Source organism: Spirillospora sp. NPDC048911 (assembly GCF_043198015.1).
In the GTDB taxonomy this organism is placed as follows: domain Bacteria; phylum Actinomycetota; class Actinomycetes; order Streptosporangiales; family Streptosporangiaceae; genus Spirillospora.
The window spans coordinates 133007-152368 of sequence record NZ_JBICUD010000010.1 but is presented as its reverse complement, the minus strand read 5'-3'; the positions used below and the strand labels follow the sequence as shown (position 1 = coordinate 152368).

The following is a 19362-nucleotide window of genomic DNA, read 5'->3' as shown; positions in this document are numbered from 1 at the left end:
GAAGGTGCCGAGAGCTTGTCGAGCGGGCAGAGGCCGCAGACCAAGATCTTTCTCGGCAGGTCCGGTCGGCGGAACGAGGGTGGCCTGGTCCCCCTGCCTCGGCCGGGCTGCGATCGACCTACGGGCATGGGGCGGCTATCGCGACACGGAGCCTGGCTTGACGTGGCTTTCCGACCTTTGTTCCATCAGCCGACCCGACGGAGTCGAGAGATGAACGCAATGACCGACACCTCCGGTAGTGGCGCTGTCGCCGTGGTCGGAATGGCCTGTAGGTTTCCTGGCGCTCCCGATCCGGACGCCTTCTGGCGCCTGCTCCGCGACGGCCGGCACGCGATCAGCGAACCGCCATCGGACCGGACGGGGATGGAGCGTCCCGGCGGGTACCTGGAGCGGGTGGGTGAGTTCGACCCGGACTTTTTCTCGATCTCACCGCGTGAGGCCCGCGCCATGGATCCGCAGCAGCGGCTGGTGCTCGAGCTGGCGTGGGAGGCCCTGGAGGACGCGGGCATCGTCCCGGGCACGCTCACGGACGGCGGGACCGGCGTCTTCGTCGGAGCGATCCGCGACGACTACGCCACGCTGACCTTCGGCCAGGGGGAACGATCGATCACACCGCACACGCTGGTCGGGACCAACCGCGGGATCATCGCCAACCGAGTCTCCCACGTGCTCGGGTTGAGGGGGCCGAGCATCACCTTGGACACGGCCCAGTCGTCGTCCCTCGTCGCGGTTCACCACGCGGCCGAGAGCGTCCGGCGGGGGGAGGCTCCGCTGGCGATCGCAGGCGGGGTGAATCTGAACCTCGCCCCCTCCGGGATGTCCGCGGTCGAGGAGTTCGGGGGCCTGTCCCCGGACCACAGGTGCTTCACCTTCGACGCCCGCGCCAATGGTTACGTCCGGGGAGAAGGCGGCGGCCTGGTCGTCCTGAAACCGCTGGCGCGAGCGTTGGAGGACGGTGATCGCGTCTACTGTGTGATTCTCGGCGGCGCGGTGAACAACGACGGGACGACCAGCTCCTTGGTGACTCCCAGCGCCCGGGGCCAGGCGGAGGTCATCAGGGCGGCCTGCCACAGCGCCGGAGTCGCCCCTGCCGCACTCCAGTACGTCGAACTGCACGGTACCGGCACCAAGGTCGGCGATCCCGTCGAGGCTGCCGCGCTCGGTGAGGCTGCCGGATCGGGACGTCCTGACGGAGTTCCGCTCCTCGTCGGCTCCGCCAAGACCAACGTGGGCCATCTCGAGGGAGCCGCCGGCATCGTCGGATTCATCAAGACGGCCCTCAGCGTCAGGCACCGGCGGCTACCACCGAGCTTGAACTTCGAGCGGCCGAATCCCGCCATCGACCTCGCCGGCCTCGGCCTGCGAGTACAGCAAACGCTGGACGGCTGGCCTCGACCCGACAGCACGCTTCTGGCAGGAGTGAGTTCCTTCGGGATGGGCGGGACGGACTGCCATATCGTCGTCGGCGAGCCGCCGGCAGGCCCGGCACGGTCGCAGACGCGATTGCCCGCCGTGCCTTGGATGATCTCGGCCAGGAGTCCTGCGGCGCTCACCGGCCAAGCCGCATCGCTCAGCCGCCGACTCCGCGAGACCGAAGCAGAGCCGGCCGAGGTCGCCTGGTCGCTGGCGACCACCCGCACCATGTTCGCCCACAGGGCCGTGATCGTGGGAAGCGGAAAAGACGAACTGCTGGATGGAATCGAAGGCTTCGCCAACAACCGCGAGGTGCCCGGCCTCGTCCGCGGGACGGCACGCGATCACGGAGGGGTCGTACTGGTCTTCCCCGGCCAGGGATCGCAGTGGGCCGGAATGGCCAAGGACCTGCGTGGCCGATCGGCCGTGTTCCGCGACTCCATGGACGCCTGCTCCTCCGCCCTTGCCCCGTACATCGCCTGGTCACTGTGGGACGTGCTGGAGGCTGGGCCGGGAGCTCCCTCGATCGACCGGGACGTCGTCGTCCAGCCTCTTCTCTTCTCGGTCATGGTCTCGCTGGCTCGGATGTGGGAGCACATGGGTGTCCGGCCGGACGCCGTCGTCGGCCACTCACAGGGAGAGATCGCTGCCGCACACGTGGCAGGCGCGCTGAGCCTCGACGACGCGGCGAGAATCGTCGCGCAGCGTGCCGAAGTCCTGGCCTCGCTGGCGGGTGCCGGCGGCCTGGTGTCGACGAACCTGTCGTCGGCTCAGGCCGAGACGATGCTCGAGCGGTGGCCTGGATCGCTCGATGTCGCCGCCTTCAACGGGCCCTCGCAAACGGTCGTCTCCGGAGATGGGCGAGCGCTCGAGGAACTCCTCCAGGTGTGTGCCGCGTCCGGGATCAAAGCCCAGCGTGTTCCGATCGATTACGCCTCCCACTCCGGTGTGGTTGCCGCCGTCAAGGACCAGCTCATGGACGTGTTCTCAGGGATCACGCCCCAGCACGGACGGGCCGGTTTCTACTCGACGGTGACGGCAGCGAAGATCGACACGAGCACGCTGGGACCGGACTACTGGTACGCCAATCTCCGCCGTCCAGTCCGGTTCGATCAGGCGATCAAAGCACTGGCCCGCGACGGCCACGGAGTGTTCGTCGAATGCGGCGCCCAGCCTGTCCTCAAGATGCCATTGAACGAGAGCCTCGAAGGCGTCGCGGAGGACCCCCTCGTGGTGGGCACCCTCAAGCGGGGCACGGAGGGCCCGCTGGAGTTCGTCCGGTCAGCAGCGCGGTTGTGGGCCAACGGCATCGACGTCAACTGGCAAGGCCTGTTCGAGACGGACACTCCCCGTCGCGTGCCGCTGCCGACCTATGCGTTCCAACGGCGCCACTTCTGGCTGGATCTCGCCCCGGGACCCGCAGCGAACCCGCCTGAAAATCCGATCGCCGAACCGGCCGCGGCTCAGGAACCGGAGCCGGAGCCGGAGCCCGAAAGCTGGGCCGAACGTCTGCAGATCATGCTCCCGGCAGACCGGACTCCGGCTCTCCTTGAGCTCGTGAGGCAGCACGTCGCGGCCGTCCTCGGCTACGAGGACGGTGAGCAAATCGACGCCGACCGGCCCTTCACGGACCTTGGATTCGATTCGCCCACAGCCGTCGAGTTCCGTGACCGGCTCGCCGCGGTGACCGATATGAGGCTGCCGGCCGCATTGATCTACAACCATCCGACGCCACTCGCGCTTGCGGCGCACCTGCACGAAGGGATCCTCGGCCGGTCGGCGGCGCTGACGGAGACCTCCGGCGCGGCGGAGACCTCCGACGCGGCGGAACCCATTGCGATCATTGGCATGGGGTGCCGCCTGCCCGGCGGGGTGAGCTCCCCCGCAGAACTTTGGGATCTCGTGGCCGGCGGCGAGGACGGCACCAGCGAGTTCCCGCGCGGTCGCGGCTGGGATCTCGACGGCCACGACACGTGCCGAGTACGCAGGGGCGGATTCCTGCACGACGCCGACCAGTTCGACCCTGCCTTCTTCGGCATCAGTCCGCGCGAGGCCACGGCGATGGATCCGCAGCAGCGGATCATGCTCGAGATCAGCTGGGAGGCCTTCGAACGGGCCGGCATACCCCCGGCCTCGCTGCGGGGCAGCGCCACAGGGGTCTTCATCGGCGCCATGCAACAGGAGTACGGCCCCCGCCTGCAGGACGCCCCGGAAGACGTCGCCGGTCTGCTGTTGACGGGAACCTCAGCCAGCGTGATGTCCGGAAGGATCGCCTACACCTTCGGGTTCGAAGGTCCCGCCGTCACCATCGACACGGCATGTTCTTCCTCGCTCGCGGCAGCCCACCTGGCCGTACAGGCGCTCCGTCTGCAGGAGTGCTCGGTGGCACTGGTCGGCGGAGGCACGGTGATGTCCGCACCGGGAATGTTCACCGAGTTCGCCCGCCAGGGCGGCCTGGCGCCCGACGGGCGGTGTAAGCCGTTCGCCGCGGCGGCGGACGGGACAGCCTGGGCCGAAGGTGCGGGCGTCGTGCTGCTCGAGCGGCTGTCGGACGCACAAGCCAACCGTCACCCTGTGCTCGCTGTGATCCGGGGCTCGGCGATGCATCAGGACGGCGCGAGCAATGGGCTGACCGCACCGAACGGGCCCGCACAGGAGCGCGTCATCCGGGCCGCGCTGGCCAACGCCGGCCTGACCGCACAGGAGATCGACGCGGTCGAGGCGCACGGAACCGGCACCGTGCTCGGCGACCCGATCGAAGCCGACGCGATCATCGCGACCTACGGCGCCGGCCGGCCGCCGGGGCAGCCGGTCTATGTCGGCTCGCTCAAGTCGAACATCGGGCATGCCCAGGCGGCGGCCGGCATCGCCGCCGTCATCAAGATGGCCGAGGCCATCGGACACCGATACCTCCCCAAGTCGCTGCACGTGGACGAGCCCACCCCGCAGGTCGACTGGACGGCAGGAAGCGTCGAACTTCTCACCGACGGGCGGGCCTGGCCGGACCGGGCGAGGCCGCATCGCGCGGGGATCTCCTCGTTCGGGATCTCGGGTACGAACGTGCACCTCATCCTCGAAGCGCCGGCCAAGACGGATGAGACCGAGCCTGAGGCTGAGCATGCGACGAGACCCCCGATCATCCCGTTCGCGGTCTCCGCGAAATCGGAACGTGCGCTGCGCGAACAGGGCGAGCGCCTGCTCGCGGCGATGACGCGTGAAGAGCTCGATCCGGTGTCAGTTGGACGTTCACTCGCTCGCGGACGCACGGTCTTCGAGCACCGGGCGGTCGTTCTCGGACACGGCAAGGAAGAGCTTCTGGAGGGTCTGCGCCACCTCGCGGCCGGCGCCGCGACGGCGAACGTCATCGGCGGCAAGGCCGGCCGTCCCGGGAAGATCGCTTTCGTGTTCCCGGGGCAGGGATCGCAGTACATCGGCATGGCGCGCGGTCTGCTGGAGACCTCTGCGATCTTCCGCGAGAACATCCTCGCCTGCGGAGCGGCACTCGAGCCCTACCTCGACCGGCCGCCGGCCCAGCTGCTCTCCGTGGCGGACGACGCGGCCCTGGAACGCGTCGACATCGTCCAACCCGCGCTGTTCGCGGTCATGGTCTCGCTCGCCGGACTTTGGCGGGCCCACGGTATCGAGCCCGACGCCGTGGCCGGCCACTCGCAGGGAGAAATCGCAGCCGCCCATATCGCCGGAGTCCTGTCGCTCGACGACGCGGCCCGGATCGTCGCCGCGCGCAGCCGGGCCCTGCGCGACCTGAGCGGCAGCGGCGCCATGGCGGCGGTGAACCTGCCCGCCGAGGAGACCGACCGGCTCCTGCGCCGCTGGGAGGACGGAGTCTCGGTCGCCGCGATCAACAGCCCCTCCGCCACGGTCGTCTCCGGTGAGCCCGAGCCGGTCCGAGAACTCCTGCGGCTCTGCGAGGACGAGGGCATCCGTGCACACCGCCTGCCTGTCGACTTCGCCTCCCACTCAGCCGCGGTCGAGCGGGTGCGCGACAGGATTCTCCGCGATCTGGCGAAGATCGAACCGAAGCCCGGCGGGATCCCGGTCTATTCAGGGCTCCGCGCGGGCGTGGTCGAGGCGAGCCGGCTGGACGCCGCGTACTGGTACGACAGTCTGCGGGGCACCGTCCGCTTCGCCGACGCCACCCAAGCCCTGCTCGACGACGGTCACCACGCTCTTCTCGAGGTCAGCCCCCATCCGGTGCTCGTACCGGCGATGGAACAGACCGCTGAACAGCGGCTCGGCGAGGGCGAGGCCGAGCGGGTGTTCGTCGGGGGCACGCTGCATCGTGACGAGGAGGACCTCCTGCAGTTCGCCAAGTCCCTGGCCAGGGTGCACGCACACCATTCGCCCGCGGACTGGGGCGCCTTCTTCGGCGAGCACGGAGGCTCGGTGGAACTGCCCACCTATCCCTTCGAACGCCGGTCGTACTGGCTCGACTCCGCCCCGGCCGCCGACGTCGATGCCGCCGGCCTCCACACGCCCGATCACCCTCTTCTGAGCGCCGTCCTCGACGTCCCCGACGGTTCCCGGACGGTCTTCACCGGCCAGCTCTCCCAGACGACGTATCCCTGGCTCGCCGACCACGGCGTGCACGGCACCATCGTGGTCCCCGGCACGGCGTTCGCCGACATGGCACTGCATGCCGCCGATCAGACGGGCTGCCGAGCGGTAACGGAACTGACCCTGCGCGAACCCCTCGTGATCCCGGCTGAAGGCGCGGTCGACGTGCAGATCGCCGTACATCCCAGCGATGGTGGGCAACGCTCCTTCACCGTCCATGCCCGGCCCCGGACCACCGAGACCATTGAGCCAGAGCCTCCGTGGAGGCTGTGCGCCGACGGCCGGCTCGCGGCGGATACCGCTCCGGCGGATACCGCTCCCGCGGTGCCGGCGCCGCCCTGGGAGGCCTGGCCACCGCCGGACGCCCAGCCCGTCGAGATGGAAGGCATCTACGAACGGCTGGCCGATCGCGGATACCACTACGGGCCGCTCTTCCGAGGCGTGACCGCCATCTGGCGGCACGGGTCGGATCTCTACGCGGACATCGAACTGCCCGGCGATACGACGACCACCGGCTACGGCATCCACCCCGCTCTGCTCGATGCGGTCCTTCATCCGCTCATCAGCGGCGATGCCCCCAGCGAGCCGGAACAGCCGCTGCGAGTCCCCTTCGCCTTCGAAACGATCACCCTGCACGCCACCGGCGCGACCCGGCTGCGGGTCCGCCTGACCAGAGCGGAAGCCGACACGGTCGCCATCTATGCGACGGACCCGGCCGATCAGCCGGTCGTGACCATCGAGTCGCTGTCCCTGCGGCCGATCGAGCCCGAAGCGCTCAGCCTCCGCGGACCGGAGCGACATCGCGACCTGCTGCACGTGACCTGGGAGCGCGTGTCCGCCCGCCCCGCCGCCGAGCCCGAAAGGCCTTTGCCGGAGACGATGACCTGGCAGGTTCCGAAGCCGCCGGCGAACGAGGCGGCCGATGTCCCGGCCGCCGTCAGGAAGGTGTGCCAGGAGGGCTTGAAGCTCCTTCAGGACTGGCTCACCGCCCCCGAGACGGCCGACGACCACATGCTGATCATCACCCGCAACGCGGTCAACGCCACCCGCGACGACCCGCCCCCCGACTTGGCGCATGCCGCCCTCTGGGGACTGGTCCGAACCGCCCAGAACGAGCATCCACATCGCGTCACGCTGCTGGACATCGACGGCGCCGAATCGGTCACGGGCCTCACCGCGCTGCTTCGGCGCCTGCGTCCCGGGAGCGAGAACCAGTACGCCCTGCGCGATGACACCCTCTATACCCCTCGGCTGGCTCCGGCACCGCAGGCCGAAGCGGAAGAATCCATCGCTCTCGACGCGGAAGGCACCGTCCTGATCACCGGCGGTACCGGGACGCTCGGCGGCCTGCTGGCCCGCCACCTGGTGACCGAACACGGCGTCCGGCGGCTGGTGCTCACCTCGCGGAGCGGCATGGCGGCCGATGGCGCCGCGGGCCTGCGGTCGGAGTTGGCCGGCCTCGGGGCTGACGTGACCATCGCCGCATGCGACACGGCGGATCGCTCTGAACTCGCCGCGATCCTGGACTCCGTTCCCGCCGAACATCCGCTCACCGCCGTGGTCCATGCGGCGGGCGTCCTTTCCGACGCGTCCTTGACCAACCTGACCGCAGAACACCTGGACGAGGTCTTGCGGCCCAAGGTGGACGCCGCCTGGCACCTTCACGAGCTCACACGGCACATGGACTTGGCAGCCTTCGTCCTGTACTCCTCTGCTGTCGCGGGCACCCTCGGAACCCCCGGCCAGGGCAACTACGCCGCAGCCAACACCTTCCTGGACGCGCTCGCCCACAGCCGCCACCACCTCGGCCTGACCGCCACGAGCCTCGCGTGGGGCTACTGGCAGATCCCGACCGGTATGACCGGTCATCTCACATCGGCGGATACCAGCCGTCTCAAGCGGCTCGGCATGAACCCTCTCAGCACCGAGCATGCCCTGGCGCTGTTCGACCTCGCGTTGGCTTCCGGACATGCCGCGCTGGTGCCGATGACCGTCGATGTCGGCGACCTGCGTCGGCAACCGGACGAGAACGTTCCGCCCATCTTGCGGGAACTGGTTCCGGCCCTGAGGCCGGTCGCCACCACTGGCGAGACCGAACCCGATCTGGCCGCACACCTGGTGCGGCTGAGCCCCGAGCGGCAATTCCGGCACCTTCTGACGCTCGTTCAAACCCAGGCCACCGCGGTTCTCGGCCTTCCCGACTCCGACACGCCCGCTGCCGATCAGACGTTCAAGGACCTGGGCATCGACTCGCTCACCGCCCTTGAGCTACGCAAACGCCTGGCCGCGGAAGCCGGGCTGAACCTCCCGGCCACCCTGGTCTTCGACCATCCGACCCCCACGGCGCTCGCCCAATACCTGCACCAAAGGCTGTCGGACGCCAAGCCGGACAACGGTCGTGTCGACGACGACGAAAGCGCGGCTCACGGCGACGAGCCGGCGTCGGCAAGCCCGATCGACGACCTGGACGTCAACGATCTGGTGCGGCTCGCACTCGGGAGTGATGATGACGAAATCCGATGATCAGGTCATCCGCGCGCTCCGGTCGGCGCTGAAGGAGAACGAGCGCCTGCGTCAGGCGAACCAGCGGCTGGTCGACTCCGCGGGAGAACCCATCGCGATCATCGGGATGGCGTGCCGTTACCCGGGCGGCGTGACCTCTCCGGAGCAGCTGTGGGAGCTGGTCTCGTCAGGACGCGACGCGGTCGGCGGGTTTCCCGAAGAACGCGGCTGGGACCTTGGGACCCTGTTCGCCTCCGACCCGGACGTTCCTGGCACCACCTACACGCGCAACGGCGCCTTCCTTCCCGATGCGGCCGATTTCGACGCGGCCTTCTTCGGCATCTCCCCCCTTGAGGCCGCCGCGATGGATCCGCAGCAGAGGCTGCTTCTGGAGATCAGCTGGGAGGCCATCGAGTCCGCGGGCATCGCTCCGCACTCGCTGTCCGGAACGCCGGCGGGGGTCTTCGTCGGAACCTGGTCGCAGGGGTACGGGACCGGTCGCCAGGACGAGGACTCCGCGAACGCCGAAGGCTACGCGTTGACCGGGACCGCGACGAGTGTGGCGTCGGGTCGTGTCGCCTACGCCCTTGGACTCGAAGGTCCCGCGATAACCGTCGACACCGCCTGCTCCTCGTCCTTGGTGGCGACGCATCTGGCGGTTCAGGCGCTGCGCGATCGCCAATGCCCGTTGATCCTGGCCGGTGGAGTCACGGTCATGGCCACACCCAAGACGTTCACCGAGTTCGCGCGGCAGCGCGGCCTCTCGCCGGACGGGCGGTGCAAGTCGTTCGCCGCCGCGGCGGATGGAACCGGCTGGGGTGAGGGCGCCGGAATCCTCCTGCTGGAACGGCTGTCAGACGCGTTGCGCGAAGGCCACCCGGTGCACGCCCTCATCGTCGGTACCGCCATCAACCAAGACGGCTCCTCCAACGGTCTCACCGCCCCGAACGGCCCCTCGCAGGAGCGTGTGATCCGTGCGGCACTGGCGAATGCCCGCCTTACCCCGGCCCAGGTCGACGTGGTCGAAGCCCATGGCACGGGGACCGCGCTCGGCGACCCGATCGAGGCCGGCGCGGTGCTCTCGACCTACGGACGTGAACGAGAGGAAGGGCGTCCACTCTGGCTCGGGTCGGTGAAGTCGAACATCGGTCACACGCAGGCCGCCGCGGGCGTCGCGGGAATGATCAAAATCGTCGAGGCGATGCGTCACGGGGTCATTCCGAAGACACTCCACGTGGATCGGCCGACCCCGCACGTCGACTGGTCGGCGGGCGCGGTCAGGCTGCCGTCCGAGCCCGTCGAATGGCCGCATACCGGCGGTGCGCCGCGGCGAGCGGCGGTGTCGTCGTTCGGAATCAGCGGCACGAACGCTCACATCGCCTTGGCGGAGGCACCGGCGGAAGCCGCAGGTGACGTGGCCGATACGAGACCCGTCTCCGCAGGGGAAATACAGCCCTTCACCACCATCTTGCCTCTCTCGGGGCGCAGTCAGGGCGCCCTCGCCGATCAGGCGGTTCGGCTGCGCGAGCATCTGACCCGGCAACCGGGCCTGGACCTGGTCGATGTGGCCCTTTCGCTCGGCATGACCCGCACGCACCATCGCCGTCGCGCCGCCGTCATCGCCAACGACAGGGAAGGCCTGTCGCAGGCTCTGGACGCGCTGGCCGCCGGCCGCCCGCACCCCGGCCTGATGGGAGGGGATCGTGACTCCCACGACGCGGGCGATACGGTATTCGTCTTCCCCGGGCAGGGCTCTCAACGCGCGGGTATGGGCCGCACGCTCCACCAGGCCTTTCCCGCTTTCGCCGGTGCTTTCGACGATGCCTGCGCCGCGCTGGACCCCCACCTGGACCGGCCGCTGCGCGAGGTGATCTTCGCCGACGAAGGCAGCCCGCTCGCCGAACTGCTGGAACAGACGGCCTACGCCCAGCCGGCGCTGTTCGCCGTGGGAACCGCTTTCCACCGGCTCTTCACCGGTTTCGGCATCACGCCGGACTTCCTGTTCGGCCACTCCATCGGCGAGCTCACCGCCGCCCACCTGGCGGGGGCGATCACCTTGGACGAGGCCGCGGGCCTGGTGGCGGCCCGCGGCCGGCTCATGCAAGCCTGCCCGTCCGGCATGATGATCGCGATTCAGGCCGCGGAAGACGAGGTCGAGCCGCTGCTGGCGGACTGCCGCGCGAGTGTCGCGATCGCAGCGGTGAACAGCCCCACATCGACCGTCATCTCAGGCGATCAGGACCATGTTCAGCGGATCGCCGACCACTTCGCCGGCCAGGGCCGGCGCACCAAGCACCTGAACGTCAGCCACGCCTTCCATTCGCCGCTCATGGAATCAGCGGTCGAGCAGTTCCGGCCCATCGCGGCACGGTGCCACTTCGCTGAGGCGCAGCTGCCGATCGTGTCCAGCCGGACGGGCCGGCTGATCACCACCGAGGAACTCGGCTCAGCCGACCACTGGGCCGGGCAGATTCGTGAACCGGTGCGCTTCGCGGCCGGAATCAGCACCCTCCAAGCCCAAGGGGCGCTGACCTATCTGGAGGTCGGTGCCGACCCGGTCCTCGCCCCTCTCATCGCTGAGAACCAGCGCGGCGCCGCTGCCATACCGGCCCTGCGGCGCGACATCGACGAGCTCGGTGGGATCGGTGAGGCCGTCGCCGCCCTCTACGTCAGCGGCGTGTGCCCCTCGTGGCGCACGCTCTATCCGTCCGGGAAACGGGTGGACCTGCCCACGTATCCCTTCCAGCACGAGCGCTACTGGCTCGGCCAGAGGTCGGCCACCCGCCATGCCGATGCGCGCTCCCGGGAGGAAGCCAAGGGCTCCCCAGAGGAGGCCAAGGACTCGCGAGACGAAGCCAAGGCACCCGACCTGGTCCAGCGACTGAGCGGCCTTCGGCGAACCGAGCGGAGGGAGGCCTTGTTGCGTCTGGTGGAGACCGAGGTCACGGCCGTCCTTGGATTGGATGCCTCCGCCGGCCGTCCGGACATCGGCCCCTTCGCCGAGGCGGGAATGGACTCCCTGGCCGCCATGCGCCTCCGCGAACGGCTCGTCAAAGCGACCAGCTTCGATCTGACCAGCACCGTTGTCTTCGACCATCCTTCTGCCCGAGCGCTCGCAGACCACCTGGACGAGCTGCTGAGCGCCACCGGTGAGGCCGCCCCCACTGAGCTCCTCGCCCTGGCGGATCGGCTCGAGGCGGCCACCCGGAACTCGGCCTTGAGCAGCGAGGTACGGATGAAGCTGCGCGAACGGCTCGGGTCGCTCACGGCGAGCCTCGACCGCGGCACCGGCGAAGCCGATGCCGTCGAGGCGGATCTCGAAGACGAGACGGATCTCGAAGACGAGACGGACGAGCGGCTCGAGCAGCTGCTGGAGCAGGAGTTCGGAATCAAATGAGGCCTCATCACCAGCGAGCGGTCCGCGGCAGGCAGGGGTAGAGCAATGCGCGAACAGAAGCTCCGATCGCTGCTCAAACAGACCACGGCCGACCTGCTCCGTGCGCGGACCGAGCTGCGGGAGCTGAGGGAACAGGCGCACGAGCCGGTGGCCGTCCTGGGTGCCGGATGCCGGTTTCCAGGGGACGTCGAATCCCCCGAGGAGTTGTTCAAGCTGGCCCGGGACGGCGTGGACGCGATCTCTCCGTTCCCTGACGACAGGGGGTGGGACCTCACGGGCCTGTTCAACCCCGATCCCGACCAGCCTGGGACGAGTTATGCGCGCGAAGGTGGTTTCCTGCGCGACGCGGCCGGATTCGACGCGGAGTTCTTTGGCATCAGCCCGCGCGAGGCGTTGGCCATGGATCCCCAGCAGCGCGTTCTGCTGGAGATCGCGTGGGAGGCGGTCGAGAGCGCGGGACTCGATCCGACCGCGTTGCGCGGCAGCCGGACCGGGGTCTTCGCCGGGGTGGCCTGGCAGGACTACGGCCCCAGGCTCGACAAGATGCACGACCCCATGGAAGGCCATCTGCTGACCGGCAGCTCGGGCAGCGTCGTGGCAGGCCGGCTCGCGTACGTGCTCGGCCTTGAGGGTCCGGCGTTGACCGTCGACACCGCGTGCTCCTCGTCGCTCGTCGCCGTACACCTCGCCTGCCAGGCGCTGCGCCGCGGTGAATGCACGCTGGCGCTCGCCGGCGGGATCACCGTGATGGCCACCCCCGGCGGGTTCATCGCGTTCAGCCGTCAGCGGGGCTTGGCTCCCGACGGCCGCTGCAAATCCTTCTCGGCGGCCGCGGACGGCACCGGATGGGGAGAAGGCGGCGGCGTCGTCCTGCTGGAGAAGCTGAGCGACGCGCTACGCCACGGGCATCCGGTCCTCGCGGTGATCAGCGGCAGCGCGATCAACCAGGATGGTGCCAGCAACGGTCTGACAGCCCCCAACGGGCTCGCACAGCAGCGTGTCATCGCCGATGCCCTCACCGACGCCCGCCTGAGCGCGGACCAGGTCGACGCCGTCGAGGCACACGGGACGGGCACCCCGCTGGGGGATCCGATCGAAGCGAACGCCTTGCTGGCCGCCTACGGACGGGACCGGGACGATCCCCTGCGGCTCGGCTCGCTCAAATCCAACATCGGGCACACCGTCGCCGCGGCCGGCGTCGCGGGCCTCATCAAGATGGTCATGGCGCTCCGCCATCGTGTGCTCCCCAAGAGCCTCCACATCGGCCGCCCCTCCCCGCACGTCGATTGGGCCGGCGGGGCGGTGGAACTCCTCACCGAGACCGTCCCCTGGCCACGCGGAGACCGCCCGCTTCGCGCCGGCGTCTCCGCGTTCGGAATGAGCGGTACCAATGCGCACTTGATACTGGAACAAGCGCCTCCCCTTCGTGCCGAGCCTTGCCCCGCCCCTTCTCCCGCTCAGACGCCGCCGCTGTTGTTGTGGCCGCTTTCCGCGCAGAGCGACAAGGCTCTGAAAGCAGCCGCCGCCCGGCTCCACGACCGCCTGACCGAACTCACCGACGTCGATACCGGAAACGTCGCGTACCGTCTGGCCTCCGGGCGCACCCATTTCGAACAACGCTCGGTGCTTCTCGGAACCTCGGCGGAAGAGCTGATGACCGGCCTTGACGCACTCAGAGAGGGTCGGCACAGCCCTCATCTCGTGCGGGGAACGGCGTCCACGGCCCGGAGCGGGAGCGGGATCGTGTTCGTCTTCCCCGGGCAGGGCGGGCAGCGTCCCGGCATGGGCCTGCAACTCCATTCCACTCTGCCGGCGTTCCGGGACGCCCTGGACAGCTGCGACGAAGCACTCCGGCCGCACACAGGATGGTCGGTGCTGGACGTCCTGCGTGAAGAACCTCAAGCCCCCGCACTGGAGCGCACGGACGTGGTCCAGCCGGTGCTGTTCGCCTTGATGACCGCACTGGCGGCGTTGTACCGCAGCCATGGTGTTCATCCCGATGCCGTCGTGGGCCATTCCCAAGGAGAGATCTCAGCCGCCCACGTGGCCGGCGCGCTGTCCCTCGACGACGCGGCCCGGATCGTCGCGCTCCGCAGCAAGGCTCTCGCCGGTCTCCAAGGAGGCCGAGGCACAATGGCCGCCGTACAGATGCCCGTCGAGGAGATCAGCGGACACCTGGCCGGATGGGACGGCCGGTTGTGCGTCGGAGTCGTCAACGGTCCGGAGGATGTCACCGTCTCCGGCGATGAACCGGCCATCCAAGAAATGCTCAGCGAATTCGCGGCGCAGGGGTTGAGAGCACGACAGATCGCGGTCGGGTACGCGGCCCATTCCTTCCACGTAGAACAGATCCATGACCAGTTGATGGACGCCCTGGCCGATATCACTCCCCGACCAGCCGACATCCCCTTCTACTCGACCGTCGCCGGCCAACCCCACGACACACCCATGAACTCCATGGCGCTGGGATGCGACTATTGGTATCGCAACCTGCGCGACCGTGTGGAGTTCCACGACGTCATCTCGGCACTGGTCGAATCCGGCAAGCGAGCCTTCATCGAGATCGGGCCGCAGCCGCTCCTGGCCGCCGCGATGGCCGATACCGCCGAGCACGTCATGGCGGAGACGACCGCCGCCCGGCCGTTCATCACCGCGACCCTCAGGAGGGACAGGCCGGACCTGCTCTCCTTCGGCGCAGCCGTCGCCGGGACGCACTCCCACGGCCAAGAAATCGACTGGTCGACCCTCGCTCCTGAGACGAGCGCGGATCACGTGGAACTTCCCACCTATCCGTTCCAACGCCAGCGGTTCTGGCTCACCGGCCGCGGTCACAGCGACATCGGCGGCACCGGCCTGACGCCGACCGATCACTGCTTGGCCGGCGCGGTCATCGACCTCGCGGACCAAGGACAGACGGTGCTGACCGGGCGGCTCTCCCTGCCGACGCACTCCTGGTTGGCCGGACATGCCATCGCGAGCCGCGTGTTGCTCCCCGGGACGGCCTTCCTCGAGCTGGCGACCGAGGCCGGCCGCCACGTCGGCCGGCCGCACGTCGAGGAACTGATCCTCCAGACGCCGCTCGTCGTTCCGGCCGACTCCGCCATCGACGTTCAGCTCACCCTTCAACCGCCGGACGAGATCGGTTCCCGCCACTTCACCGTCCATGCCCGTCGCAGCCAGCCGGCGCCGGGGAGAACGGAGCCCTGGACCGCGCACGCGGTAGGAGTCCTCTCACAGGCTGAACCCGAGCCGGCCGAGCCGCTCGACAACCCGTCATGGCCGCCGGCCGATGCCGCCGCCATCGACATTCCCGAGCTCTACGCGAGCCTTGCCGGGCGCGGCTACCAGTACGGTGGGGCGTTCCTCGGACTGCGATCAGCATGGAGACTTGGAAACGATCTCTATTGCGAGGTGAGCCTTCCACCGGAGGAGCGGGAGCATGCGTCCCGGTGCGCCTTCCATCCCGCGCTGCTGGACGCGGCGCTGCACGCGCTGGGCGACGACGCGTCCGCCGACGACGCCGCGTCCGCCGACGACGCGTCCGCCGCTGACGACGCTGCCGGTCAGAAGATTCTGCTGCCGTACTCCTGGAGCGGAGTGCGGGTGCACGCCCCCGGCGCCGCGGCTGCGAGGTTCCGGCTGACCAGGCGCGGGCCGGCGGAGATCTCCCTCGTCGCCATGGACGACTCGGGGGCGACGGTACTGTCCGCGACCTCCCTGAGCATGCGGCCCGCCGAAGTCGGCCGGCTCCGCGACGAGTCAGGGCAGCACGATCTATACGAGGTGAAATGGGTCAAGGCTCCACAGAGCGGCGCCTGTGAAACGGGGCCAAGCTGGGCCGTCATCGACTCCGACGGCCTTCGGCTCACGACCAGGCTCATCGAGGCCGGGCAGCCGGTGGAGAGCTACGAGAGCCTGGAATCTCTGCTCGACTCGCCCGCCGCGCCGCCGAACGAGATCCTGCTGTCACTCCCGCCGCAGGACGGACGGACCGGCCCCGCCACACGGGAGGCGACACAACGGGTCTTCGACTTCGTCTCAGAATGGCTCGCCGAGGAACGGCTTCAGCAATCTCGGCTGACCGTCGTGACTCGGCAGGCCATATCGACCGCTACCGGCGAAGATGTCACCGACCTGGCACACGCACCCGTTTGGGGTTTGCTCCGCGCGGCCCAGGCGGAGAACCCCGAGCGAATCGTGATCATCGATGCCGACCGGCATGACCGGTCGCTCCGCGACGTTCCGGCCGCCATCGCGACCGGCGAGCCGCAGATCGCGATTCGGTCGTCCGTCCTGCTGGTTCCCCGGCTCGTCGCCGCGACCTCTCCCGAGGACGCCGAACCCGTCACGTTCACCGAGCGGGGAACGGTGATGATCACGGGCGGGACCGGGACGCTCGGCCGCATCGTCGCCAGGCACCTCATCACCGAACACCAGGTCCGGCATCTGCTTCTCGTCAATCGGCGCGGGCCGGACAACGACGAGGCCAGGCGACTGCACTCAGAACTGGCCGCCCTCGGCGCTTCCATCACCATCAGAGCCTGCGACGTAGCCGACAGCGCCGCCTTGACACTCCTCCTGGACTCGATACCAGAAGACCATCCGTTGACCGCGGTCGTCCACGCGGCCGGAGCACTCGCCGACGGTGTCGTGCCGACGCTCACACCGGAGCGCATCGAGCGCGTGATGCGCCCGAAGGTCGACGCCGCCGCGAACCTGCACCGGCTGACCATCGATCGCCGACTGGACGCCTTCATCCTGTTCTCCTCGGTCGCCGCGACCGTCGGGTCGCCAGGCCAGGCGAACTACGCCGCGGCCAACAGCTACCTCGACGCGCTGGCGTCACACCGTCACGCTCACGGGCTCCCCGCCACGTCACTCGCGTGGGGTCTATGGGCTCAGGCCAGCGACCTGACCAAGCACCTCGACCACTCCGATCTCGCCCGGATGGCCCGGCTGGGCATGGCGGCACCACTCAGCACCGACGAAGGCGTCGCGCTCCTCGATACCGCCCTGCGGAGCGGGCGTCCCGCACTCGTGCCGGCGCGGGTGGACACGGCCGGGCTGCAGGCACGCGCGTCAAGGACGGGATCAGTCCAGCACCTGTTCCGAGAACTGGTGCGGCTACCGCTACGGAGAGCCTCCGGAGAAGGAGACCCCGATAGCGGAGGGAAACTGCGTGCCCGTCTCGCGGGACTGCCGTCCACGGAACGTGAAGGCGTCCTGCTGGAGTCTGTCCGCGCCCAGGCGGCAGCCGCCCTCGGCCGCAACGGCTCCGATCTGATCCCAGCAGAACAGGAGTTCCTTGCCGCGGGGTTCGACTCGCTGGTCTCCGTCGAATTCCGGAACCTGCTCGCGCAAGCCGGGCTCCGCATCCCCGTCTCGGCGGTGTTCAACCATCCGACGCCCGCGGCCCTGGCGCACTACATCGAACAGCGGCTTCCCACCACCGACGGCCAAGCGAAACCTTCGCCACAGACCCCGCCAAACGATACGCCAGAGACAGACAATTCAATCCTGGCGCTATTCCTCCAAGCCTGCGCACAGGGGAAGATCGACGATGGCATGCAGATGATTCAGGCCGCCGCGCGAATGTCTCGATCAGCTGAAACTCCGGAGGAACTCGGCAGGAATCTCCGGCCTGTCCGGCTCGCCCAAGGACAACAGCGGCCGGCCCTCTTCTGCTTCCCCTCCCTGGTCATGGTCTCGGGGATCCAGGAATATGCCAGGTTCGCCCAGCAATATCGCGGGCAGCGGGACGTGACCATCCTGCCCCACCCCGGCTTCCGTGAAGGCGAAGCACTCCCGGCGGCCGTCGAAGCCCTCATCGATCTGCAAGCCGAGACGGTCCGGGCGCACGCCGACGGCCCCTTCGTCATCGTCGGCCGATCCTCAGGGGCATGGGTGGCCCACGCCGTGGCGGCCCGACTAGAACGCACCGGCGCGTCCCCGAGAGCTCTGGTGCTGATGGATCCTCCGGCGCCCGACGACGAGAACACACTCCCTGTGATCGCCAAAGGCGTCAGCGCGAACGCCATCGACCTCGACCAGCAGTACGGCCTCATGGACAGCCGCAAGGTCATTGCGATGGGCGCCTATCTGCGAGTGTTCGCCGGCTGGACCCCAGAACCCACAGGCGTGCCATGCGTCGTCATCAAGCCGAAAGACCCTATCACCGCTCCCGACGGCGAGCCGATAACCTTCAGCTGGTCACCTCCACACCAAGCACTTACGGCACAGGGAAACCATTTCAACATGCTGGAAGAGCATGCGGAATCGACGGTCGCAGTCCTCCAAGAATGGCTTGCCTCCCTCTCGCAAACCACTGAATGACCATACGCGACGTTCGATGCTCGCCACCGCGAACGGCCCTGACCAACGCGACCGCAACTCACAGACGACGGTGTCAGCGGCTCGGCAGGTCGGCTCGGCCAGGCTCCGCGCCTCGGCCACCAGCCGATCAAGAATCCGCTTGTTGGCATGACGCTGCTCGCGCGGCGCGTCCAAATCCGCCCACAGCATCACATCGATCGCCGGCTTGAACGGATCAAGCCGAGACCTGCGCGGCTTCGGCCACGCCGACATCAACGCACCGTGCGACGGTGCATGCCGTACTTACGGGCGAGCGCACAGACACCCAAACCCTCGATCCGCGCGTCCCGCCGGATCGAGGCGAACATCTCCACCCTGGCCCGACCTGTGGTCTGGCGGTCGGAGCCGGTTCTGACACGATCTCCTGCGGCCGCCAGCTGGCCGGATCTGGTGGCGCTTGCGTTGTTATCTGCAGAGTCGCGGGCCCGCCCAGCCCGCCCGGCGTGGTGATGACACGCACTTGGCCGGTCCGCCGCGGTGTACTGGAGCGCGGGTCGGGCACTGAGCTGCGCGGACGCGGCACCATCGGCCGTGCTTTCGGTGGTTGACGGGCGGTCAGTTCCGGAGGGATCCATCCCACCGGCGGTTGCGTTCGGCAATCGACAGTCGGCGGGATGGGTGCAGAGCGCGTGCCTGGGCCTGGCATGCGGCAGGACCGCGTGGAGCCCGGCGGCCTGCAGCCCGAGGAAGGCGTTGGTGGACAACGCCTCTTCCTTGATCAGCGACGCCCGATGTCTGCTTCTCTGCGATTCGTGATCATCTGCCGGCGGCGGACTGGCGCATAACCGTCATTATGCGCTGTCTCGGTTTCCTGCCCAGACAATCGACCTATCTGATTTCATTGCTTGTCAAGAAAAGAAATGGGAGCATGGTGCGGTGAGCAGTGATCTTGATGCCCTTGGAGAGTCCGGGCCGGTAGCGGTGCCCATCGAGCAGGCAGCCGACAGTGAGATCCCGCCGGGCCGCGGGGGGCGGCGGCCTGGGGCGGATCCGGCGGCGCCGTGGGGGCGGTGTAAGTACTGCGACACGGCGTTGCCGCGGCCGCCTAAGGCCCGTGGGCGCCGTCCGGAATACTGCCCGCCGCAATTGGACGCTGAGCAGAA

The 19362-nt window shown here is 68.8% G+C and carries 3 protein-coding genes; all 3 read left to right on the top strand.

The features are described from left to right. Positions 1 to 210: 210 nt before the first annotated feature. The 3 genes from ACGFNU_RS37505 to ACGFNU_RS37495 are packed head-to-tail and all read left to right on the top strand — an operon-like array spanning position 211 to position 18220. Positions 211 to 8511: a type I polyketide synthase gene (locus tag ACGFNU_RS37505; RefSeq protein WP_392601329.1), complete on the top strand. Its 8301-nt coding sequence runs from the start codon at positions 211 to 213 to the stop codon at positions 8509 to 8511. Then, positions 8492 to 11887 carry a type I polyketide synthase gene (locus ACGFNU_RS37500; protein ID WP_392601328.1) on the top strand — a complete coding sequence of 1132 codons (3396 nt, stop codon included), beginning with the start codon at positions 8492 to 8494 and terminating at the stop codon, positions 11885 to 11887. Before ACGFNU_RS37505 ends, ACGFNU_RS37500 begins: the two co-directional genes overlap by 20 nt. A gap of 45 nt (positions 11888 to 11932) precedes the next feature. Continuing rightward, the gene (locus ACGFNU_RS37495; protein WP_392601327.1) at positions 11933 to 18220 is read left to right on the top strand and encodes a type I polyketide synthase; all 6288 of its coding nucleotides are present in this window, start codon (positions 11933 to 11935) and stop codon (positions 18218 to 18220) included. Positions 18221 to 19362 lie beyond the last annotated feature (1142 nt).

Bases quoted from the DNA above. Each gene is read 5' to 3' on its own strand.
- ACGFNU_RS37505 (WP_392601329.1), top strand. From the start codon at position 211: ATGAACGCAATGACCGACACCTCCGGTAGTGGCGCTGTCGCCGTGGTC.
- ACGFNU_RS37500 (WP_392601328.1), top strand. From the start codon at position 8,492: ATGATGACGAAATCCGATGATCAGGTCATCCGCGCGCTCCGGTCGGCG.
- ACGFNU_RS37495 (WP_392601327.1), top strand. From the start codon at position 11,933: ATGCGCGAACAGAAGCTCCGATCGCTGCTCAAACAGACCACGGCCGAC.